This window comes from Azospirillum fermentarium (genome assembly GCF_025961205.1).
Taxonomy (GTDB): Bacteria; Pseudomonadota; Alphaproteobacteria; order Azospirillales; family Azospirillaceae; genus Azospirillum; species Azospirillum fermentarium.
This window is the reverse complement of the sequence record NZ_JAOQNH010000003.1, coordinates 312,841-333,086: the sequence shown is the minus strand read 5'-3', so window position 1 is coordinate 333,086 and position 20,246 is coordinate 312,841. Positions and strand designations below refer to the sequence as shown.

19 protein-coding genes are annotated in these 20,246 nt (G+C 67.1%); 5 read left to right on the top strand and 14 right to left on the bottom strand.

Going from position 1 to position 20,246, the window contains the following annotated elements; all coding sequences use genetic code 11:
- Positions 1–12 precede the first annotated feature (12 nt).
- Together M2352_RS21765 and M2352_RS21760 are read right to left on the bottom strand one after the other, a co-directional pair.
- Positions 13–966, bottom strand: a complete 954-nt coding sequence (locus M2352_RS21765; RefSeq protein ID WP_264666635.1) for an AEC family transporter — start codon at positions 964–966, stop codon at positions 13–15.
- 51 nt (positions 967–1,017) lie between these two features.
- Positions 1,018–2,940 (bottom strand): bifunctional sugar phosphate isomerase/epimerase/4-hydroxyphenylpyruvate dioxygenase family protein, encoded by a 1,923-nt coding sequence (locus M2352_RS21760; RefSeq protein WP_264666634.1) that lies wholly within the window; start codon positions 2,938–2,940, stop codon positions 1,018–1,020.
- A 205-nt stretch (positions 2,941–3,145) separates the two neighbouring features.
- Here M2352_RS21760 and aroQ point away from each other — a divergent pair, with 205 nt between their 5' ends.
- The gene (gene aroQ, locus M2352_RS21755; protein WP_264666633.1) at positions 3,146–3,604 is read left to right on the top strand and encodes a type II 3-dehydroquinate dehydratase; all 459 of its coding nucleotides are present in this window, start codon (positions 3,146–3,148) and stop codon (positions 3,602–3,604) included.
- Positions 3,604–4,497, top strand: a complete 894-nt coding sequence (locus tag M2352_RS21750) for a shikimate dehydrogenase (protein WP_264666632.1) — start codon at positions 3,604–3,606, stop codon at positions 4,495–4,497. The genes aroQ and M2352_RS21750 overlap by 1 nt, the downstream gene beginning before the upstream one ends.
- Positions 4,498–4,504: 7 nt before the next feature.
- On the opposite strand, the gene M2352_RS21745 is transcribed toward M2352_RS21750, so the two are convergent.
- Complete coding sequence (locus M2352_RS21745; protein WP_264666631.1) at positions 4,505–5,182, bottom strand: TetR/AcrR family transcriptional regulator; 678 nt, start codon at positions 5,180–5,182, stop codon at positions 4,505–4,507.
- Positions 5,183–5,558: 376 nt separating this feature from the next.
- Between M2352_RS21745 and M2352_RS21740 the strand changes: the two genes are divergently transcribed.
- From M2352_RS21740 to M2352_RS21730, 3 genes are read left to right on the top strand one after another with little or no spacing between them, the layout of a single operon-like run.
- Positions 5,559–6,146, top strand: coding sequence for a TRAP transporter small permease (locus tag M2352_RS21740; protein WP_264666630.1), 588 nt, complete (start codon positions 5,559–5,561; stop codon positions 6,144–6,146).
- A gap of 12 nt (positions 6,147–6,158) precedes the next feature.
- Positions 6,159–7,439, top strand: a complete 1,281-nt coding sequence (locus M2352_RS21735) for a TRAP transporter large permease subunit (protein WP_264666629.1) — start codon at positions 6,159–6,161, stop codon at positions 7,437–7,439.
- A 52-nt stretch (positions 7,440–7,491) separates the two neighbouring features.
- A complete protein-coding gene (locus M2352_RS21730) occupies positions 7,492–8,502 on the top strand; it encodes a TRAP transporter substrate-binding protein (RefSeq protein ID WP_264666628.1) in 1,011 nt (336 codons plus the stop codon).
- 68 nt (positions 8,503–8,570) lie between these two features.
- Here the strand turns inward: M2352_RS21730 and M2352_RS21725 are convergent, their stop codons facing one another.
- From M2352_RS21725 to M2352_RS21675, 11 genes are all read right to left on the bottom strand, one after another.
- The gene (locus M2352_RS21725; protein ID WP_264666627.1) at positions 8,571–9,206 is read right to left on the bottom strand and encodes a DUF4376 domain-containing protein; all 636 of its coding nucleotides are present in this window, start codon (positions 9,204–9,206) and stop codon (positions 8,571–8,573) included.
- A 10-nt stretch (positions 9,207–9,216) separates the two neighbouring features.
- Complete coding sequence (locus tag M2352_RS21720; RefSeq protein WP_264666626.1) at positions 9,217–11,439, bottom strand: NHL repeat-containing protein; 2,223 nt, start codon at positions 11,437–11,439, stop codon at positions 9,217–9,219.
- Positions 11,440–11,507: 68 nt separating this feature from the next.
- Positions 11,508–12,182 carry a hypothetical protein gene (locus M2352_RS21715; RefSeq protein WP_264666625.1) on the bottom strand — a complete coding sequence of 225 codons (675 nt, stop codon included), beginning with the start codon at positions 12,180–12,182 and terminating at the stop codon, positions 11,508–11,510.
- Positions 12,183–12,187: 5 nt separating this feature from the next.
- Complete coding sequence (locus tag M2352_RS21710) at positions 12,188–13,027, bottom strand: hypothetical protein (RefSeq protein ID WP_264666624.1); 840 nt, start codon at positions 13,025–13,027, stop codon at positions 12,188–12,190.
- Positions 13,027–13,878, bottom strand: coding sequence for a hypothetical protein (locus M2352_RS21705; protein ID WP_264666623.1), 852 nt, complete (start codon positions 13,876–13,878; stop codon positions 13,027–13,029). The genes M2352_RS21710 and M2352_RS21705 overlap by 1 nt, the downstream gene beginning before the upstream one ends.
- A 3-nt stretch (positions 13,879–13,881) precedes the next feature.
- Positions 13,882–14,049 carry a hypothetical protein gene (locus M2352_RS21700; protein ID WP_264666622.1) on the bottom strand — a complete coding sequence of 56 codons (168 nt, stop codon included), beginning with the start codon at positions 14,047–14,049 and terminating at the stop codon, positions 13,882–13,884.
- Between the two features lie 15 nt (positions 14,050–14,064).
- On the bottom strand, positions 14,065–17,214 hold the full coding sequence (locus M2352_RS21695; RefSeq protein WP_264666621.1) for a DUF4815 domain-containing protein: 3,150 nt from the start codon (positions 17,212–17,214) through the stop codon (positions 14,065–14,067).
- A 9-nt stretch (positions 17,215–17,223) separates the two neighbouring features.
- Positions 17,224–17,757, bottom strand: a complete 534-nt coding sequence (locus M2352_RS21690) for a hypothetical protein (protein WP_264666620.1) — start codon at positions 17,755–17,757, stop codon at positions 17,224–17,226.
- Positions 17,754–19,007 (bottom strand): phage tail protein, encoded by a 1,254-nt coding sequence (locus tag M2352_RS21685; RefSeq protein ID WP_264666619.1) that lies wholly within the window; start codon positions 19,005–19,007, stop codon positions 17,754–17,756. Before M2352_RS21685 ends, M2352_RS21690 begins: the two co-directional genes overlap by 4 nt.
- Complete coding sequence (locus M2352_RS21680) at positions 19,000–19,836, bottom strand: baseplate assembly protein (RefSeq protein ID WP_264666618.1); 837 nt, start codon at positions 19,834–19,836, stop codon at positions 19,000–19,002. Before M2352_RS21680 ends, M2352_RS21685 begins: the two co-directional genes overlap by 8 nt.
- Entirely contained in the window at positions 19,833–20,246 is a 414-nt protein-coding gene (locus M2352_RS21675) for a GPW/gp25 family protein (protein WP_264666617.1), read from the bottom strand. Before M2352_RS21675 ends, M2352_RS21680 begins: the two co-directional genes overlap by 4 nt.

The following is a 20,246-nucleotide window of genomic DNA, read 5'->3' as shown; positions in this document are numbered from 1 at the left end:
GGAAAGCCGCCGTCACGGCAGCGGCAGCAGCCCCCGCGCACCCAGCCCCCACAGGATCAGGCTGATGGTGACGAACGACGCGATGGTGGCGGTGACCAGGGCGGCGGCGCACAGCGCCTCCTGCCCGCAGCGCTGGCCGAACAGGGGGTAGATGCTCATCATCGGCACCGACGCGCTGAGGATCAGGCCCGCCTGGAACGCCGGCTCCATGGGTGGCAGCAGCGCCATCGCCACCCCCACCGCCAGCGGGTGCAGGATCAGCTTGCCGGCGGCGATCTGGGCCACGTCGCCGACCATGCCCCGCACCTTCAGCCCCACCAGCGTGCCGCCGATGGCGAACAGCGCCACCGCCCCCGACGCCATCGCCAGCATATCGACGGCGCGGAACACCGGATCGGGCAGCCGCAGCCCGGTCAGGGAAAAGCCCAGACCCGCGGCGATCGCCAGAATCATCGGGTTGGTGGCCAGCCGCCGCGCGGTCTTGGCCAGCACCGATGCCAGGGACTCACCCCCCTTGGCCCCGCCCTCCAGCAGCACCAGCAGGACCGGCAGCAGAACGACGTTCTCCACCGTCATGTTGAGCGCCAGCGCCACCGCCGCGTCGTGCCCCAGGGTCTGGAGCAGGATGGGATAGCCGACGAAGCCGCTGTTGGAACAGCACATGCCCACGGCATAGAGCGCGCTGACCTGCAGCGGTTTCTTCTGCACCAGACGGGCGAACAGGGTGGCGGCGGCCATCACCGCCAGCGACCCGGCGGCATAGGCCAGCATATAGGAGGGGTTGGCGATTTCGGCCAGCGAGCGTTGCGACAGGGAGCGGAACAGCAGGGCCGGCAGGGCGAAGCCGATGACCAGCTTGCCCAGCGCGCGCATCTCGCCCTTGTCCATGGCGCCGAAGCGCACGGCGTTGAACCCCAGCGCGATCAGCAGAAAGATCGGGCCGGTGATCGACAGGATCGTCAGCATGAAGAACCGTCTTGCGGGGGGGAACGGCGGGTGATGTTGGGGGCTGGCCCCTCACCCACCTACGATTGTCCGCAATTGGGTGTCGCTGCGCAACTGCGCCTGCATCGCCATGCGCACGGACGCGTTGACCGCCCCGAATTGCTGGTAGCCGCGGCGCTGGACGATCTCGAAGAAGAACCGGTCCTCGAAACTGTCGGTGTAGGCGTGGGTGAAGTCGCCGTGCCCGTCCTGGTCGTACATCAGCCCGTGACGGTGCAGGATGTCGAGAATCCCATCGTCCAGCGCCAGACGGGCGGCGAGATCGTCGTAATAGTTTTCCGGCACCGGCAGCATCGGCGCACCCGCTTTGAGCGCGGAGCCGATGGTTCCCTCGATGGTGTCGGTGGCAAAGGCCACATGGTGGACGCCCGCCCCGGCCACCGCCGACAGGAACCGCCCGGTGGCCGTCTTGCGGCTTTCGGAGTAATTCAGCGGCAAACGGACGCTGCGGTCGGGGCTGACCATGGCGCGGCTGCGAATCAGCCCATAGGGATCGGGCAGTTCCCAGAGCTGTTCCGGCGCGAATCCGAACACGGCGCGGTAGAACAGGACGAAGCTGTCCATCCGCCCCGGCGGCAGCGCCAGCGCCACATGGTCGATGCCGGTCAGCCCGCCGCCGTCATCCGCCCCGCCCCCTTCACCGGCGGACACGTCGAGCAGGAAATCGTCGGCCCAGATCGACGGGGCGCCGGTTTCCACCAGATAGACCAGGGTGCCGTCGGGTGCCCGCACCGCCGGGATGTCGCGTTCCCCCTCCCCCGTCCGTTCGCGGTAGGTGGAACAGTGCAGCGCCTCGGCCCGCGCCAGCACCGGGCCGGCGTCGTCCACCCGGATGGCCATGGCGCAGACCGACGGGCCGTGCATCTGGAAATGCTCCGCCGCCGCACTGTCGGGTTCGCTGTTCAGCACCAGATGGGTGCGCCCCTGGCGGTAGAGGTGCACGTCCTTGGATTTGTGGATGCCCGCCCAGCGGAAGCCCAGGGTTTCCAGATGCCCGGCCAGCGCCCGCCGCGCCCGGTCATCGACGGCGAATTCCAGGAATTCGAAACCGTCGTAGGCCGGCGGCGGGGGCAGCGGGGCCGCGGCTTCCGTTTCCGCCAGCACCAGCGCGCGCAGCCCGTCGGCGGCGGTGGCACGGGCCGGCGCGGCGCGGAAGTCGTCGTTGAAGATCTCCAGCGACAGCGGCCCGCGGTAGCCCGACGCGATCACCGCCCGCACGAACCCGGTCACGTCCAACTGCCCCTGGCCGGGGAAATTGCGGAAATGGCGGCTCCACGACAGCACGTCCATGGACAGCCTGGGCGCGTCGGCCAATTGCACGAAGAACAGCCTGTCCGCCGGCACATGGGCGATGCCCGACGGGTCGTCGTCCAGCGACAGGGTGTGGAAGCTGTCCACGATCAGCCCCAGCGCCGGATGGTCCGCCCGCTGCACGATGTCCCACGCCTGGCGCCAGCGGTTGACGTGACGGCCCCAGGCCAGCGCCTCGTACCCCACGCGCAGGCCGCGGGCGGCGGCGCGCCCGGCCATCTCCGCCAGATCGGCGGCGGCACGGGCGGGATCGCCGATGGCGTGGGGCTGCACGTTGCTGCACACCAGGATGAGATCGGTGCCCAGCGCCTCCATGATGTCGAACTTGCGTTCGGCCCGGTCCAGATTGCGGGTGCGCACCGGCTCCGGCATGGCTTCGAAATCGCGGAACGGCTGAAACAGGGTGATGGACAGCCCCAGCCCCTCGGCGATGCGGCGCACGTCGGCGGGCGACCCGTCGAAGGTCAGCAGGTCGTTTTCAAAGATCTCCACCCCGTCGAACCCCGCCGCCGCCGCCGCGTCCAGCTTTTCCGGCAGCGTGCCGCTGAGCGACACCGTGGCGATGGATTTGGCGAAGGGGGCACGGGCGGGCAGAGGGGCGGAATGGCGCACCGGCTCGGTCATCTGGGCTTCCTCCTGGTCATCCGTTCCGTCTTGGGCGGCTTCCGGGAAATTTTCAGGTCCGGTTTCGGAACGTCTTGACCTGAACGTACCAGTTAGTTCATTTTGCGGCAACAACAAACACCACCGCAGCCTGGGGAGGATATCCGGCGGAACGCGCGCGTTCCGCGCCGGGTCGGGCTGCCGTCATGCCCCTGGAGTCGTGGACATGCCACAAACGATCTATGTCCTGAACGGACCCAATCTCAATCTGCTGGGCAAGCGCGAACCCCACATCTACGGCCACGAGACGCTGGCCGATGTGGAGGCCGCCTGCCGCCGCACCGCCGACGCGCTGGGCCTTGCCATCGTGTTCCACCAGTCCAACGCCGAGCACCAGCTCATCGACTGGATTCACGAAGCGCGGGAGGCCGCCGCCGGCATCGTCATCAACCCCGCCGGCCTGACCCACACCTCGGTGTCGCTGATGGACGCGCTGTCGGCCTGCGCCTTCCCGATCATGGAGGTGCACATCTCCAACATCCACAAGCGGGAGGAATTCCGGCATTTCTCCTATGTCTCGCGGGTGGCGGCGGGGGTGATCTGCGGCTGCGGCACCCACGGCTACACGCTGGCGCTGGAGCATCTGGCCCGCCGCCTGGCCCCGGCCACGGAAGGAGCGGCGTGATGAGCATCCCCACCACCGCTACCACCGCCATCGTCCGCCCCGCCGTCCTGACCGGCCTGATCGGGTCGGGCATCCAGGCATCGCTCACCCCCGCCATGCACGAGCGGGAGGGGGCGGAACAGGGCCTGCGCTCCGTCTACAAGCTGATCGACCTCACGGAGATGGGGCTGTCCGCCGACGCCCTGCCCGAGTTGCTGGCCGCGGCCAGGCGCATGGGCTTCAACGGGCTGAACATCACCCACCCGTGCAAGCAGGCGGTGATCCCGCTGCTCGACGAACTGGCCGACGACGCCCAGGCGCTGGGGGCGGTCAACACCGTGGTGCTGAAGGACGGGCGGATGACCGGCCACAACACCGACTGGTGGGGCTTTGCCGAGAGCATGAAGCGCGGCCTGCCCGGTGTGGCCATGGACCGGGTGGTGCAGCTTGGCGCCGGCGGCGCCGGGGCGGCGGTGGCCCACGCCGCCCTGACGCTCGGCACTCGGCACCTGATGCTGTTCGACCGCGACATGGGGCGGGCCGAGGCGCTGGCCGACGCCCTGTCGGCCCGGTTCGGCGCGGGCCGCGCGGTGGCCGGCAGCGATCTGGGCACGGCCATGGCCGAGGCCGACGGGCTGATCCACGCCACCCCCACCGGCATGGCCGGCTATCCCGGCCTGCCCCTGCCCGAAGACATGCTGCACCCGCGGCTGTGGGTGACCGACATCGTGTATTTTCCCCTGGAAACCGCGCTGTTGCGCGCGGCGCGGGCGCGCGGCTGCCGCACGCTGGACGGCGGCGGCATGGCGGTGTTCCAGGCGGTGGGCGCCTTCCGCCTGTTCACCGGGATCGAGCCGGACGCGGAACGGATGCGCCGCCACTTCGCCGAACTGACGGCGCAGCGGGCCGCTTAATCGCCCGTCAATCGCCCTTCAGATACCGCACCACGGCATCGCCGATCATGCGGCGGTGACGCTCGCGGATGTCGGGCTGGGCCAGATCCTGGCGGAAGATGGTGCCGAAGGTGTAGCCGTTCGACACCCGGAAGAAGCAGAACGCGCTGATGAGCATGTGCAGGTCCACCGGGGTCACCGCGGTCCTGAACACGCCCTGGGCGCGCCCGCGCTCCAGGATCGCGGCGATGGTGTCGATGATGGGGACGTTCAGGTTGCGGATGGTGTCGGAACCGGCGATGTGGGCGGCGCAGTGGATGTTCTCGATGGACACGAGACGGATGAAGTTGGGGTGCGCCTCTTCATAGTCGAAGGTGAATTCCACCAGCCGGCGGATCGCCACCTCAGGATCGAGGTCGGTGAGCTGCAGGTCCGCTTCGATGCGGCGGATGTCGCCGTACGCCTTTTCCAGAACGGCGGCGTACAGCCCTTCCTTGCTGCCGAAGTAGTAGTAGATCATCCGCTTGGTGGTGCGGGTGCGTTCGGCGATGGCGTCCACGCGCGCCCCGCTCAGCCCATGGGTGGCGAATTCCTCGGTGGCGACGGCCAGGATGTCGCGCTTGGTGGCCTCGGGGTCGTTCTTGCGGGCGGACGCCGGGGCTTTGCGGGCGGCGGTTTGCGGGGGGCTGGGGGTGTCATCCGTCATGGTGCCGGCTCGTCCTGTCAGTCTGGCCGCCCTGCAAGCGGGGCGAGGCTGGTATAAACGAACCGGTCCGTCACGGCCACCGCTATCACGAACATCGCGTCCAACCATGGCCTTCCGCAAGTTTGCATCGCAATAACGGTACTGCGCGCAAGAACGTGCCGTTGACATGGACGGACCAGTTAGTACATATTTCCCGGCGGCCGCACCCCGGCACCACGCCCCGCACGTTCCCGCACAGTCAAGGGGGGCTTCGCCGCCATCCGTGCCGACCCGGCCCATCACAAGAAGGCCGGCTGGAACCGACGTTCTGGAAAACGACAATCGGGGGCCGGGCCCGGCAACGGACGGCACGGCTCCCGGACCGGGAGAGACCGACATGAGTGCGCTTGTAAACCTCTATTTCCGCCTGCTCAAGCTGGCGCTGGTCTGTTGCCTGGGGCTGATGGCGGCCCTGGTCTTCGGGAACGTGGTTCTGCGGTACGGCTTCAACAGCGGCATCACCGTGTCGGAGGAGCTGTCGCGGATGCTGTTCGTGTGGATGACCTTTCTGGGGGCCGCGGTGGGCTTGCGCGAACACGCGCATCTGGGCGTGGACACGCTGATCCGCCGCCTGCCGCCCACGGGCCGGCGGGGGGCGCTGGCCGCCGGGCACATCATCATGCTGGGCATCACGCTGCTGATGATCAAGGGAAGCTGGGCGCAGATGGTCATCAACCTGACCGTTCTGACGCCGGTCACCGGCCTGCCCATGGGGCTGTTCTACGCCGCGGGCGTGGTGTTCGGCGTGACGTCGGCCGGGGTGCTGCTGGCGGAACTGCACGGCATCGTCACGGGGCGGCTCAGCGGCGACGACCTGACCATGACCGCGGAATCCGAAGGTCTGGTGGAAGCCCACGACCTGCATCTGGAGCGGATGGGCACCGCCCCCGCGCCGCTGAATTCCCCCCTGAGTTCCAAGCCCTGAGGACGCCCGATCATGACCATTGCCGTTTTTCTCGGGCCGCTCCTGGGGGCCATGGCCCTGGGCATCCCCGTCGCCTATGCCCTGCTGCTGTGCGCGGTGGCGCTGATGGTCCATCTGGACCTGTTCGACGCCCAGGTGATCGCGCAGAACATCATCAACGGGGCCGACAGCTTTCCGCTGATGGCGGTGCCGTTCTTCATGCTGGCGGGCGAGATCATGAACACCGGCGGTCTGTCCCGCCGCATCGTGACCATGGCCAAGGCGCTGGTGGGGCACATCCCCGGCGGGCTGGGCTATGTCGCCATCCTGGCCGCCGCCATCCTGGCCAGTTTGTCGGGATCGGCGGTGGCCGACGCCGCAGCCTTGGCCGCCCTGCTGGTGCCGATGATGGTGTCGGCGGGCCATGACAAGGCGCGGTCGGGCGGGCTGATCGCCGCGGCGGGCATCATCGCGCCCGTGATTCCGCCCAGCATCGGCTTCATCCTCTACGGCGTGTCGGCCAACGTGTCGATCACCAAGCTGTTCCTGGCCGGCATCGTGCCGGGTCTGCTGATGGCCACGGCCCTGTGCGTGGCGTGGTGGCTGGTGGTGCGGCGGGAAACCGTGACCCCGCCCCCGCGCCAGAGCTGGGCGCAGATCCGCGCGGCGGCGGTGGACGCGGTGTGGGCGCTGATGCTGCCGGCGATCATCATCGTCGGGCTGAAATTCGGGCTGTTCACCCCGACCGAGGCGGCGGTGGTGGCCGCGGTCTATTCCCTGTTCGTCGCCACCGTGGTGTACCGCGAAATGGTGCTGGCCGATCTGTACGAGGTGTTCATCACCGCGGCCAAGACCACCAGCGTCATCATGTTCCTGGTGGCGGCGGCCATGGTCACCTCGTGGCTGGTCACGGTGGCCGACCTGCCCGGCATGCTGGCCGACATGCTGGCGCCGCTGATGGACAGCCCCATGCTGCTGACCTTTGCCATCATGGCGCTGGTGGTGCTGATCGGCACGTCCATGGACATGACGCCGATCATCCTGATCCTGACGCCGGTGCTGGTGCCGGTGGTGCAGCAGGCGGGCATCGACCCGGTCTATTTCGGCGTGCTGTTCATCATGAACACCTCCATCGGCCTGATCACGCCGCCGGTGGGCACGGTGCTGAACGTGGTGTGCGGCGTGTCGCACCTGAAGATGGAAGAGATCGTCAAGGGCGTGTGGCCGTTCCTGGTGGCCCAGGTTCTGGTGCTGCTGCTGCTCATCCTGTTCCCCGCCCTGGTCACCGTGCCCGCCGCGTGGTTCGCGCACTGATCCCCAACCAAGAAGACACTTTTCCCGGAGGAAAACCCCTGTGAAGACCATCATGAAAAACATCGCCGCGGGTCTGGCCCTGTCGGGCGCGCTGCTGCTGGCCGGCGGGGCCTGGGCCGCGGACTACAAGGAACGCACCCTGAAGTTCTCCTACCTCAACGCCAAGGAGCATCCCCAGGGTCTGGGCGCGCAGAAGTTCGCCGACATCGTGGCGGCCAAGAGCGGCGGCAAGATCAAGGTGCGCCTGTTCCCCGGCGGCACGCTGGGCGGCGACGTGCAGACGCTTTCCGCACTCCAGGGCGGCACGGTGGAGATGACGGTGATGAACACCGGCATCCTGGTCAGTCTGGCCAAGGAATTCGCCGCGGTGGACATGCCCTTCCTGTTCAACAGCCCGGCGGAGGCCGACGCCCTGCTGGACGGGCCGTTCGGCGCCATGCTGTACGGCAAGCTGCCGGAAAAGGGGCTGATCGGTCTGGCCTATTGGGATCTGGGCTTCCGCAACCTGACCAACAACCGCCACCCGGTGACGAAGGTGGAGGACGTGTCGGGGCTGAAGGTCCGCGTCATCCAGACGCCCATCTACATCGACATGTTCCGCGCGCTGGGTGCCAACCCGGTGCCGCTGTCCTTCACCGAGCTGTACACCGCCCTGGAAACCCGCACCGTGGACGGCCAGGAAAACCCATCCAAGACCATCGAGCTGACCAAGTTCTACGAGGTGCAGAAGTACCTGACCGTCACCCGCCACATCTACAACCCGCAATCCCTGCTGATGAGCAAGGCGTTCTGGGACAAGCTGACGCCCGACGAACAGGCCCTGTTCCGCGAGGCGGCGGCGGAGGCCACCGCCTACCAGCGCCAGATCTCCCGCGCCCAGGACGCCGAGGCGCTCGCCTCGCTGAAGGCCAAGGGGATGCAGGTGACCGAACTGTCGCCGGAGGAACTGGCCCGCTTCCGCGCCAAGACCGAGCCGGTGACCGAGAAGTACAAGGCCGAGATCGGCCCCGATGTGGTCGGCCAGATGACGGACGCCATCAAGACGGTGCGCGGCGGTCCGTAACCGCGTCCCTTTTCCTCCCGCCTCCCACACCTGACGACAGGCTCCCCGGCGACGGGGAGCCTGATTTTTCAGGAGATGGCCCAGGGGGGATTTACCGCCGGGGCCGCATCGGCCTGCCCGCCGGCGGGCCATCCGGTGTCGATGCCGATGGCGAGCAGGTCTGCGACCGCGGGGGCGGCATCGATTTCGGCCCACAGATCGGCCTGGCGGTCGAAACAGGCCTGCACATGGGCGCGGACCGCGCGGGCCAGAGCGACGACCCCTTCCCCGTCCAGATCCGTGAACCCATCCGGCGTCAGCCACCGGACGGCATAGGGCCGCCCTTCGCGGGCCGACAGTTCGGCCTCCAGCGCCGCCCCGGTCAGCTTCGACTGGGTGTCGCGGTCGGTTTGGATCACCGCCCCGTCCACCACGCACCCGCCCACCTCGGCCTTCCACCGCTGGGCGGCGGCGGCGCTCCGCAAGGCGCTGCGCACCGTGGCGACAGGCTGTTCCACCAGCCGCCAGTCGATGCGGAACCCCTGCTGCGCGGAACCGATGGTCCCGGCATCCTCAAGCCGGTAGCCCACGGGGTCGTACCGCGGCTCGCTGATGTCCAGCGGGTGGATTCCCAGTTCCCCAAGATCCACCGCCTCGGGCACCACACGCTGCCGCAACACGGTCTCGTTCAAACGGACCGCGTTCACCGAATCCCAATAGATCATGGCGAACCTCTCAATAAGGGATCAATGTCTTGGACCGGGTATAAGCCACCGGTACCGGATTGCGGGTTTCCGTCGCCGTCCCGACGGATACGAATGGTGCGTTCTCCGGAGAGAAAACGCACCGGTTCGTAGGAACAAAGTCCGTTGGCGTACTGCTCCAGCTATAGGCCGTGGCGCCCGGAAGCGGACCCGTGGTGCCCCCAGTGGCGGCCATGGTTCCGAGCGCGCTGTGACCGTAATACGAACTCGGCCAGTCTGCATTTTCCCAAAGAGCTCCCCCGAAGATTGGGTTTCCATCCATATCGGTGGTTATACAGTAAAGACTATCGGATTTGCTTGGATGAGACAGAACTCGGGAAACTCCCCCTGATAGACCATAGCGAATGAAAAGATCACCACCATTACTTCCCAAAACTCCACCAACCCAGAAATTATCCGTCTTCCCAATATGCCGAATGGACGTAACGGCAGATCCATATCCTGCATTATATATATGATACTGATTGTTTATGGTCAGAGATGGCGATATATCCAATATCATTGGAGATGATATGGAATCTTCATAATTTTGACCGCCAACCAATATCTTTCCGCTGTCAGAAATGGAAATCGCGTAAATCCTGAAGGCATTTGGGGCAAATCTCCCAATCTTTACCTGAGACAACAAGTTTCCAGAACTGGAAAATTTTATTATTAACGCACTCTCACTACTATGTCCGCAAATATAAATATTATTATTTTTATCAATGTCCAAGCAAGAAAGAGTAGTTGTCCAATCAGACAATGATTTCATCCAGATGCAATCAAATTGTGCATTGAATTTCCCGACAAACGCTCGACTTCCACTATCTTCAGACCAGGCCGCTACGTACAGATTCCCAGATGAGTCACGTTTAAGGCCGTACGTTTGAACGATTCGCACGTCAGTATAAATTTTCTGCGCCAAAATCGTTCCAGATGGCGAGAATTTTGTCAGAGACAGATTGTATGTAGACGGCGTACCCCATGTTCCAGCAACAATCAGATTACCGCTATCATCAAATACCATGCGCCAGAGCCAAGTATGATAGTCTTCGTTCTTTTCGCTTGGAACGTTATATTCCCAGCGAACAGTACCATTATTTGTTAGGCTGATGATATATGGGTATGCTTTTCCTTCAAATTCTGCATTTCGGCCAATAGCATAAATATTACCGGCGCTATCGCTCGCCACATCAATAATGTATTCCGGGTTCGCCCGCTGAGCCCCCGCCCCCCAAATCATCATCCACTGAGAGAACGTCAGGGTGGTGAACGATGCCGTCGGCGACCAGGCCGACCATTTCCCCAGGGCACCCTTGTGCTGAACGCGCACGAAGTATTGCACACCACCGGCAAGGTCCGTTGCGGGGGTGAAGGTGGTTTTGCTGGTTCCGTTCTCGCCCGTGTCGATAACGGTGGTGGCGAAGGTGGACACGGTGCTCACCTGCCACCGGCTGGCCGTGTGGGTGTCGGTCCCGCTGCTCATGGCGAACGCCGAACAGGCAAAGGTCGGGCGCTTCCCCACCCCCGTGGCACCATTCAGCGGGCTGGTGATGGCCGGGGTGGTGATCGATGTCGCCACCGTCGTGAAACCGATCGTCCCGGACCAGTCCGACCAGACACCATCGGCATCCTGATAGCGCCAGCGCACGTAATGCCGCTGCGATTCCGCCAGCACGGCCGCAACGGTGTGGGTGCTGACGGCCCCCAGAGTCACATCCACCACGGTGGCGGCGAAATCGGCGGACGTCGAAAGCTGCACCCGGCTGGCGGCGTGGGACACGCCGTACAGCGAGCGGTACGGCGTGACGGTGATGACCGGCTGACGGGAAACCCCCACCGCCTCCCCGGCCGGGGCCGTGACAACCGGGGTGAGGATCAGCGGCTGGCCGACACCCGCCGCCAGCGACGCCGCCTTGAGCGCTGCGGGGGGCACGTTGGAAAGATCCACCGCCGCCCGGGTGGAAACCTGTTCCACCACATCATGCGCCACGACCGCCAGTTCCCCGTCAACCGCGGCGAGACGGTCATCGGCGGCTGCCAATGCGGCATCGACCGCCGACAGCCGGCTGTCCACAGCCGCGGCGTGCGTGTCCACCCCCGTCAGCGCCGCCGTGATGCGAGCGACGTCCTCCCGCTGCGATGGGGCATCGGGAGATGGCAAAGGGAGCCCCAAGTGGGGGGTGACCGGGGAAGTATAGTTGGAACCCATGATGTTTTGCCTTTCTCCTTTGGCATCACGACGGTGCCGCTGACCGCAGCATCAAAAAGGGGCGCGCCTCACGCCGGGATCGGCCAGTCGATGGGAAAAACAGCCGCCACCGCCACCGGCGAACCGGCCCCCCGAATGCTGGCCAGCGCCCCTTGCCGCAAACCTTCGATCCGCGCGTTGACCGGTGTCCAGGCGTCCGCGGCGGCGGCGACCGAACGCGCAACCGTGTCCATGGTCTGACTGGTGTGTTCGGCTTCGGCGGACAGGTACGGGTAATGAATCGGGTCGGGAGCCGTGTCCGACAGATAGGCCCGCGCCTCCCGGGCTTTTTCCAGGTACGTCCCGCCCTGCCCGACCGCGACGGTGATGTGCCGGGCACGGGCTTCGCCGGCTTCGCGGTTGACCCGCTCCACCGCTGCTGCCCTCAGTCCGGCGAGTGCTGCGGCCATGTCGGCGGCCGGCGTGTCGGCAGCGGAGTACAGCACCCGCACACCGTCAGGCGTTATCACCCACGACGTTTCGGGGAGACGGGTGACGACCTTGGCCGGGTCGTCGGGCGGCGGCTCGTCATGCACCGGGAGAACCGTCCAATCAGGGCAGTGGGTCAGCCAGTCATCGGGTTCCCAGAACTCCCACGCCGCTGCCGGATGCTGGAAGTCCCCATAGATAAATGACTCTGGACCGTGGGCGATCTTAACGATTTGTCCGTTTGCAACAACGGCAGCGGGGAAGGTGGTGGCCATTAAGGCTATGCTCCCGTTATAGAGATTGTCTGTGTCTGCGGGGTGGAAAGGTTCAGGAAATTCTTTCCGTTGACGCGGACTATTACCCGTCCATCGGTATTCGGATTACCGGATGCTCCGCGATCCGGATGCTCATAATTCCCGGCTCGTTGCCAATAGCCGGAAAGTATGACTCCACCTTTTGTGTAACAGCTTCCGCCCCGACCGCTTGCATCGCGGGCACCGCTGGACACGTCGGCCCCGCCCAGGTTGGGCCCGGCGGCCCCGCCCAGGTAACCGCCGCCACCGCCGCCGCTTTTGCGGTCGTCGGACGTCGCGTAGGCATCACCCCCGCCGGGAGAGCCGCCACGCTTGGCCAAGCTCCCCATGAAACTGGAGCCGCCCTGAAGAGGCCCGCCACTGTAGACCTCCCCAGTCGGGCCAATACCCATGAAGGGGCCGCCCGAGAACCCCACGTTCAGGCCTGCGGCCCCACCGCCGGCACCGGCCACCACCAAAGCCGATGCTTGGCTCACCGTGCCGCCCTCGAATGCGCCGCTGAAGCCGCCGCCAGAGGCCACCAGAGGCCCACCGCCGCCCTGACCTGCCGCGCCGACGACGACGGTCAGCCGGTAGCCGAAGGGTATGTATCCGCTAAACGATGCGAAAGCCCCACCCCCGCCCTCGCATGTCATAATGGAACCGCCGCCCGCCCCCCACGCCAGAATATCGATGAAGATCCCGGCTCCGAAGATCCCGGCTCCGAGCATGCCGTCGTCCAGGCCGATCAGGCTGCAATGGCGCCCTTCGGGGTCGCCGCGGTGCGGGAGGAACAGTCCCGTCGTGTGACGTTTCCAGCCGGACATCAGCGGAAATCCCTCTGCAAAGCGGCGTGAATTTCGGTCGGGGACACGACGGTGAAGAACAGCCGGTCCACCGCATTGGCGGCGATCGAGAGCGCCGGTACGATGCCGCCCACGAATTTCCAGGCGGACCCGAACGACAGCGTGCGGCTGCCGGTGGCGTCCTGGCGGATGATGATGGAGCCGCCCTGATGGTCCGACGGAACGTTCACCGGATTTGCCAGCGCGCGATTGCCGGCCAGCGTAACGGCAAACACGTTGCCGTCCGCAAAATCGGGCGTGATGGTTGCACCATCGGTCAAGGCGACGATTTGGGTGCGGACGGCGGCGGTGTAGCGGGACCACACCGACGCAACGCCTGTGCGGTTGATTTCCAGCCAGGTTTTGCTGGAATTCCCGGCGTCGTTGACGGCGCGGTGCCACAGCTTCCCGCCGTCCGCCACCACGTCGTACCGCTTTGAGTCCGCGGCCCCATCGGTTTCGACATGGCTTGTGCGCGGGGCGTTCCCCGTAACGGTCAGGACCGGGGTGTCAAGCCCGCCCGTCATGACGCCGCCCGTCTTCTGGACAACATTCATTGCCCCGATTTCAGCAATTTTCGTCGCACCAGCCTGATTGATCGCATTGACCTTCACGGCACCCGCGGTGTTGATCGCATCGATGTTGGCGGCGCTGCACAAATCGATTTCGACCATTTGCTCAGCGCCGGCCGTCAGCACGTCCGATACGCTCGCCCGCCCGGCCGATGCCTCGAGAGCCTTGGTCAGCAGCAGCAGTTCCTTGTATTCCGCCGTGCCGGTGAGAGCGTCGATCTTGGTTTGCAGAACCGTGGTGAGGTTGGTCAGGTTCAGCATGGCTTACTCCCCCAAGGCGAGTATCAGAAGTTCCAGGTCATCCACCGCACGGTCCAGGCCGGTCAGCGACGCGGCGATCCGGCGGACCTCCTCCCGCTGCGAGGACGCAGCGGGAGAGGGCAGAGGAAGTCCCAGATGGGGTGTTACCGGCGGTGTGTAGTCGGTATCCATGATGGGACTTCCTCCTTACGCCGCGATGGCGCGGATGCGGCGGATGCGGGGGCGGTAGAGGGCGGAGCCGGTCATCGTGATCCGCAGCCGGGTGGACGGGGCGGAGAAGGTGGTCAGCAGGAACACCCGCTCCTCCCAGCCGTCGCCGACGGACTGCCCCGTGCTGAACGGCACGGCGATCCAGGTGCCGTTGGCCGCCTGCGCCTCCACGGTCACGCCCGCGGTGCCGGGCAGAACCGCGTCGAGCACCACCCGCAGCTTGGACGGCGCGCCGCAGGCGAACTGGCGGCTGACATAGGTGGCGGTGTCGGTCTGAACGCCGAAGATCGCCTGCACGCCGGGATACACCACGGGCGACCGGGTGTCGGTTCCCTCCAGCACCAATTGCACCGCCACGCTGCCGGTCAGGCGTTCGGTCAGGTTGACCGGCTGCCCGTCCGACAGGGTGAGGACACGCCCATCGGCGGCGATCAGGCGCAGGCCGATCCGGGTGGCGGAATCCGGCCGTTCGGCGTTGAACAGCCCCACCAGATCCGACACCTGCGAAGCGGTCAGCGACCCCAGCGGCACGACGCGGCTGGTCGCCGTGAAGCGGCAGCCCAGCAGCCGGAACCACAGGTCGGACACCTGATGCGCGGTCCAGGTGGTGCCGTTGGAGCTGCTGAACATCACGCCGATCTGGTACGGCTGCGCCGTCACCCATTTCTGGGCCGCGGCGTCGAATTCGCCCAGGCTGGCAATGGCCACCGAGGCGTCGGCATCATCGCACAGGACGACGATGGCGAATTCCTCGTCCGCCGGCATCCACACCGGGGCCCATTCGAACCGGGTCGGCTGGCCGTCGGTGCGGATGGCGGACGGGGCGCGCCGGCCTTCCGCCAGCACGCGGCGGCCGGGGAAGCCGTTGGTCATCTCGCGGATCTGGACCACCACGTCCGATGCGCCCTTCGACCGGAACATCAGTTCGACGCCGCCGACGTGACGGCCGTCGCGCAAGGTCATGCTCTGCGCCACCGGGTCCACATGGAACTCTTCGACCGTGGACACCACGCGGCGGACGGTGGTTTGGATCAGCCCTTCGCCGGTGAAGGTGGTGACACCCGTGCCCGACGCGGTGGCCACCGCCTCGATCCGCTTGGCGCCCGACGGCACGCCGGCGGGGATGGTGAAGGTGTGCTGAACCACGCCGCTGGCATTGGCGGTCAGATTGGTGGCGACGGTCACGCCGTCGAAACGCAGCGCCTGCACGATCTCGCCCGGCCCCAGGTGCTCGACCGTCACGGTCAGCGGGATCTGGCGCAGGTACTGCGCGGCGGTGGTGGTCTGGCGCACCGTTTCCACCGACTGCGCGACGGTGGTGGTGCTGGTCACCCGGCTGATACCCTCCACGAAATGGCCGGTGCGCAGGAAACGGACGCTGGCGCTGTCCCAGCTCTCATCCTGCTGGGTCCAGCGGTCCACCGGAACCGTCACGCTGACCTTGCACGGGATCGGGGAGAAGCTGTCGTAGGGGTTGACCTTGATGGCCCCGGTCGCCAGCTCCTGCTTGACCACCGGCTCCAGCGCATAGGCCAGCATGCTGGCATCGCCGGACGGCATCAGCGGGTTGGGGAACACCGGCTTGACCGGCAGGACCAGCTCGCCGCCGATCACCGCGGCGCTCTGGGTGATGCCTTCGTCGCGCATGTCGTTGTCGAACAGCGGATCGACGAACAGCCCCTTGGCGCCTGCGGGTTCGCGGGCGGTGGCGTCGGTCTTCAGGCGCTCGGTGGCCACCAGATCGAACAGCGCGTCCACGCGCCCCGACAGGGCCTGGACATCGGACACCGACATCACCCGCGGCGCATCCGCGGTGACCGCCGGCAGCCCGAACCAGGACTGGTCCAGGGTCGCCAGGGGCAGCGTGCCCGACGGCGCCGCGGGCAACGCCGGGGCGCGCAGGTCGGCCACGCCGCGCACCCGCACCACCTGGCCGTCGCGGTTCATCACCAGACGGTCGCGGCGGGGCAGCTTGGTCTGGTAATCGACCAGCACCACGCTGCCCGGCACCGCACCGGCCACGGTGAAGCCGCGCGCATCCTTCGCCGTCACCGTGCCGTCGGTGTAATGGCGGTAGGTGACGGTGTAGGTGGACCCCGGCGCGGGTTCGGCGCCCGCCGGCGACCAGTCCACCGTGTTGCCGGTCAGCTTGTAGTCGGTGCCCTGGACATAGGTGGTCGCCCCCTGGGTCACCGACATGATCTGCAGAACCGACAGGTCCGGCAGGGCGTCGGCGGCACCGGTGAAGGCGCCGTGGACGATCTGCACGCCCGTGCGCTCCGCGGTCACCTTCACCTTGACCACCGACGCCAGCGGTGCGTTCACCAGATCAAGGCGCATGGAGCCGCTGACCGGCAGGAAGGTGTGCGGTTCCGCTTCGATCAACTGGGTGTCGGGATCGTCGGGAAAGGCCAGACGAAGGGCGGTGGTCTTTTCCACCTCATAGCCGTCCACATGGCCGCGGCCTTCCTGAAGGCTGAACACCTGCTGCCCGTCCTGGATCGACAGGCCGGTGACGCCCAGCCCGCTGACCACATAGCTGCCGCTGCCGGTCACCGCCCGGTCGTAGCGGGCCAGCGCGCCGGTGACGCCGCTGACCTGCGGGGGCGGGTCGCGGGTGTCCAGCACGCCGTTGGTCACGCTGAACACGGGATAGAACTGGCCTGCGGCGCCGTCGCCCTGGGTGCCGGCACGCCAGCCCCACACGGCGTGCACCGTCAGGCGTGCCGCGCCCGGTGCGTGAAAGCCCGAACCGGGGGCCGGGTTCAGCAGCGAGGGCTCATCCAGTTCGGTGACCACGGTCTCGGTCAGCCGCAGCCCCAGTTCCACCGCGCCCAGCGTGGGGATGGTCATGTCGGCGGCCGGCACGCCGCGGATGTCGCCGCGCACATAGACGGCGCCGCCGGTGACGTGCACCGCGCCGCTGTCGGCGTCGATGATCACGTCGGCGCCGCTGACCACGGCCCCTTCCTTGAACAGGGCATCGCCGAGGCGCCGGTGGCGGTTCGCCTCGATGGTCTGCATCTCGTTCCATTCGGCGGACTGGATGTGCCGCTGGCCGGCCAGGAAGAGAACCCGTTCGTAATCGCCGGAGGGGCGTTCGAAATAATTATCGAGCTGCTGCATAATCCACCTTTAGAAAGGCATGACGAAATGGAACTGGGGCCGGTCGCCGGCGTCGTAGGTGCGCGGCACCGCCAGCCGGACGAGCTGCATCAGGTGGCCGGGCCGGTCCAGCTCCGCCGGACCCCACCAGCGCAGGCCCGGCGGGGTGCCGGCCACCGCCGAACCGTCCGCGAACAGGCCGATCTCACGCACGATGTCGGTCGCGTCGTTGAAATCCAGAAAGGCGCGGACATAGAGGAACGCGCTCACCTCCGTCCCGGTGCGCCGCCAGCGGCCGCCGGGCACCTCGGTGATCTCGCCGTCCGGGTCGGGAACCACGAACGCCACCTCGTCGGCCAGACGCCGGCCGTATTCCGCCACCAGCGCCCGCGCCTGCGCCGCGTCGGGCTGCAGGGACGATTGCCAGGCCGCGTTGGTCCGGTCCACGCCGTCCCACGCCGGGTCGCCCCGGCCAAGAGCCACCGACCACGGCATCAGCTTGGCCGCCGCGGCCAGCCCTTCCCGTCCCCCTACCGGGACGTAGTGTCCATTGGGCACACTCACTCCACCACCTCCATCATGAAATCGGCTGTCGCAGCCCCCCAGGGCTGCTCCGTCCATGGGCCGGTGCCCCAGCTCACGAACGAACGTGCGAGAACCGCGCCGAGGATCTGGGGTTGGCCCCACACCGGCGGATGCCGGTCATCCAGCGGCGCATCGAAACATGCGGGCACGCGCCCTGCCGCGACCCCGACCGATACCGCCACGCCAAAGGCCGGCAGGACGGGACGGGGCGGGGCTGCCAGCACATCCCCCGTCACCGGGGCATGCAGCGTGGCCAGAACATCCAGGTGCCATGCCGCCGGCACGGTGCCGGGGCCCTGGTCGTAACAGGGGGGATCCCCCGTCATCCGCCATACGGTGGGAATGTCCCAGACGGCGTTGACGTCGCCATGGGCCATGCCGTCCTTGACGCCCGCAGCCAGGCTGGCGCGGTCCCGGAACGCCGGCGGGTGTCCGGTGCGGTCGGGAACCGGCCAGGCGCTCACCACGACGATGCCGGGACGCACCAGCGCCGGATCGTTTTCGCCATCGACCGCGTTGTCGTCGTAGCGCAGGCCGGAACGGATCACATAAGCGGCGCCGAAGCCCGGTACGTGCCCCCAGCCCGGCACCGGCCGGGTGTCCGCGGCCGGCATTTCTCCCCCGAACGGCGTCGAGAAGCTGAACCTCACGCCGTCCACATCGATGCCGGACCAATCGTCCAGCATCAGCGTGTTGCCGCCGGACGGCAGGTCGTAACGGGCGGCGCGCAGATCGTAACCGTGATACACGCGGACCAGCCGCGACCGTGCCGGCGCCCAGGCCGGCGCCACCCGCATCAGGGCGCGCTCTTCGGCATTGCCGAGCACACGGCCGGAATCGATTTGATATTCCGCCCAGTGGCCGTCGGTGCGCCGGAAGACGTCGGCCTCCTCCACCACGGCATCCAGTTTCAGCACCCGCGACAGCGCGGTTTCCACGGCCCAGCGGGTGCCCTTGTACCGGTGAAGCTCGATGGCGTCCTTGATCAGGTCACGCTTGGCCTCGACCGTATCGGGGACGAAATCCCACCCCTCGACACCCATGACGTGGAACTGCCACGCCAGATGCGCCAGGATACCGGGGTCGGACACTTCGTCGATCACCCGGACGCGCAGGGCCGGCAACCGGGCGCGGATGCGGCCGATCTCGTCCTCGACCGCCAGCGCCAGGGACTGAAAACGCCGGTCGCCGACGAACGGCGGCGGCAGGGGAAAGCGAAGGTCAGCCACCGGCGCCCCCCTCCGTCACGATATGGATGGTGCCGACGGTGCCGTCGGCCCACTGGTGCCCCTCCAGCACCGTCAGCGACGGCGAGGACAGGTCAACGCGGTAGACTCCGGCAACCGCCTGCATGGCGGCGATGGCCTGGCTGGGCACCAGCGTGCGGCCCAACCCCCGGCGCTGCTGGGCCACATACTCCGCCGCGGCCTTTTCCACCGCTGCCTTGACGGTCGGCTGGTCCACCCCCGGCGCCAGGATGACGGTCGCCGCCAGGGTCCAGGCCACCCGCTCCGGCGGCACCACCTCCACCGTGTCGCTCAAGGGGCGGGCCTTGGCCGACGACAGGACGGCGCGCACCGCCGCCAGCACCTCCGCCGACGGCATGCCGCCGGCGGTCAGCACCGCGACCCGGACCGTGCCGGCGCGCGGCTGGGTGATCGCTACATCCACGATCCCCGCCGCCGCGCCGAACACCAGCGCACGGTACGCCAGAACCGGCCCGGCGACGCTGAAGGTTTCCGGCGCTTCCCGGATGCGTTCCCGCAGGCGGTCGTCGGTTTCGCCGGGAAGGCGGGCGATGCCGAGAAAGGCGCCCAGATGGTCCAGCACGGCACCGCGGGCAAAGGCCAGCAGCATCTGTTCGCCCGTTTCCTGCACCTCGATGCGCAGGAGCGAGAACTGATAGGCCAGCCAGTCGATGAACAGCCGCTCCGGCTGCGCCGGCTGCAGCGTCCGTCCCATCGCGGCTTCGAACCCTTCGATGAGCCGGCTGCCGACCGCGGCCGGGTCGTGGTCGATGAATGTCGGGTGCGGCAGAGCCGCCGGATCAACCGTCATGACAGGATCTCGCCAATGTTGACGGTGGTCGTTCCGGGGACCGCGATCGAACCGGCCAACTGCCACCGCACGGTGATGAAAAAACCGGCCTTGCCGGCATCGGGAAGCGACGACGCCTTTTGCGCGGCACCGCCGGCGGGGCTGACCGCGACGTCGAGGATGGTCAGCCGGGGTTCCCAGCGTTCCAGGGCCATGCGGACCGCCGCGGCCATGCCGGGAGCGGCGGTGGAGACCGGCATGTCGATCCACGGCTGGAGATCGCACCCGAAATCCGGGCGGTGCGGATCGCTGCGCAGCGGTGTCTTCAGGATCACCGCCACGCACTGGGAGACGTCTTCGATCCCCTCGGCCACCTCGCCCCAGCGGCCAAGCGCCAGGGACCAGTCAACCGCCTGTAACGAGATACCCAT

What these genes read in the sequence shown, in the direction of transcription:
- M2352_RS21765 (WP_264666635.1), bottom strand. Translation starts at nt 966, where the DNA reads ATGCTGACGATCCTGTCGATCACCGGCCCGATCTTTCTGCTGATCGCG.
- M2352_RS21760 (WP_264666634.1), bottom strand. Translation starts at nt 2,940, where the DNA reads ATGACCGAGCCGGTGCGCCATTCCGCCCCTCTGCCCGCCCGTGCCCCC.
- aroQ (WP_264666633.1), top strand. Translation starts at nt 3,146, where the DNA reads ATGCCACAAACGATCTATGTCCTGAACGGACCCAATCTCAATCTGCTG.
- M2352_RS21750 (WP_264666632.1), top strand. Translation starts at nt 3,604, where the DNA reads ATGAGCATCCCCACCACCGCTACCACCGCCATCGTCCGCCCCGCCGTC.
- M2352_RS21745 (WP_264666631.1), bottom strand. Translation starts at nt 5,182, where the DNA reads ATGACGGATGACACCCCCAGCCCCCCGCAAACCGCCGCCCGCAAAGCC.
- M2352_RS21740 (WP_264666630.1), top strand. Translation starts at nt 5,559, where the DNA reads ATGAGTGCGCTTGTAAACCTCTATTTCCGCCTGCTCAAGCTGGCGCTG.
- M2352_RS21735 (WP_264666629.1), top strand. Translation starts at nt 6,159, where the DNA reads ATGACCATTGCCGTTTTTCTCGGGCCGCTCCTGGGGGCCATGGCCCTG.
- M2352_RS21730 (WP_264666628.1), top strand. Translation starts at nt 7,492, where the DNA reads ATGAAAAACATCGCCGCGGGTCTGGCCCTGTCGGGCGCGCTGCTGCTG.
- M2352_RS21725 (WP_264666627.1), bottom strand. Translation starts at nt 9,206, where the DNA reads ATGATCTATTGGGATTCGGTGAACGCGGTCCGTTTGAACGAGACCGTG.
- M2352_RS21720 (WP_264666626.1), bottom strand. Translation starts at nt 11,439, where the DNA reads ATGGGTTCCAACTATACTTCCCCGGTCACCCCCCACTTGGGGCTCCCT.
- M2352_RS21715 (WP_264666625.1), bottom strand. Translation starts at nt 12,182, where the DNA reads ATGGCCACCACCTTCCCCGCTGCCGTTGTTGCAAACGGACAAATCGTT.
- M2352_RS21710 (WP_264666624.1), bottom strand. Translation starts at nt 13,027, where the DNA reads ATGTCCGGCTGGAAACGTCACACGACGGGACTGTTCCTCCCGCACCGC.
- M2352_RS21705 (WP_264666623.1), bottom strand. Translation starts at nt 13,878, where the DNA reads ATGCTGAACCTGACCAACCTCACCACGGTTCTGCAAACCAAGATCGAC.
- M2352_RS21700 (WP_264666622.1), bottom strand. Translation starts at nt 14,049, where the DNA reads ATGGATACCGACTACACACCGCCGGTAACACCCCATCTGGGACTTCCT.
- M2352_RS21695 (WP_264666621.1), bottom strand. Translation starts at nt 17,214, where the DNA reads ATGCAGCAGCTCGATAATTATTTCGAACGCCCCTCCGGCGATTACGAA.
- M2352_RS21680 (WP_264666618.1), bottom strand. Translation starts at nt 19,836, where the DNA reads ATGACGGTTGATCCGGCGGCTCTGCCGCACCCGACATTCATCGACCAC.
- M2352_RS21675 (WP_264666617.1), bottom strand. Translation starts at nt 20,246, where the DNA reads ATGGGTATCTCGTTACAGGCGGTTGACTGGTCCCTGGCGCTTGGCCGC.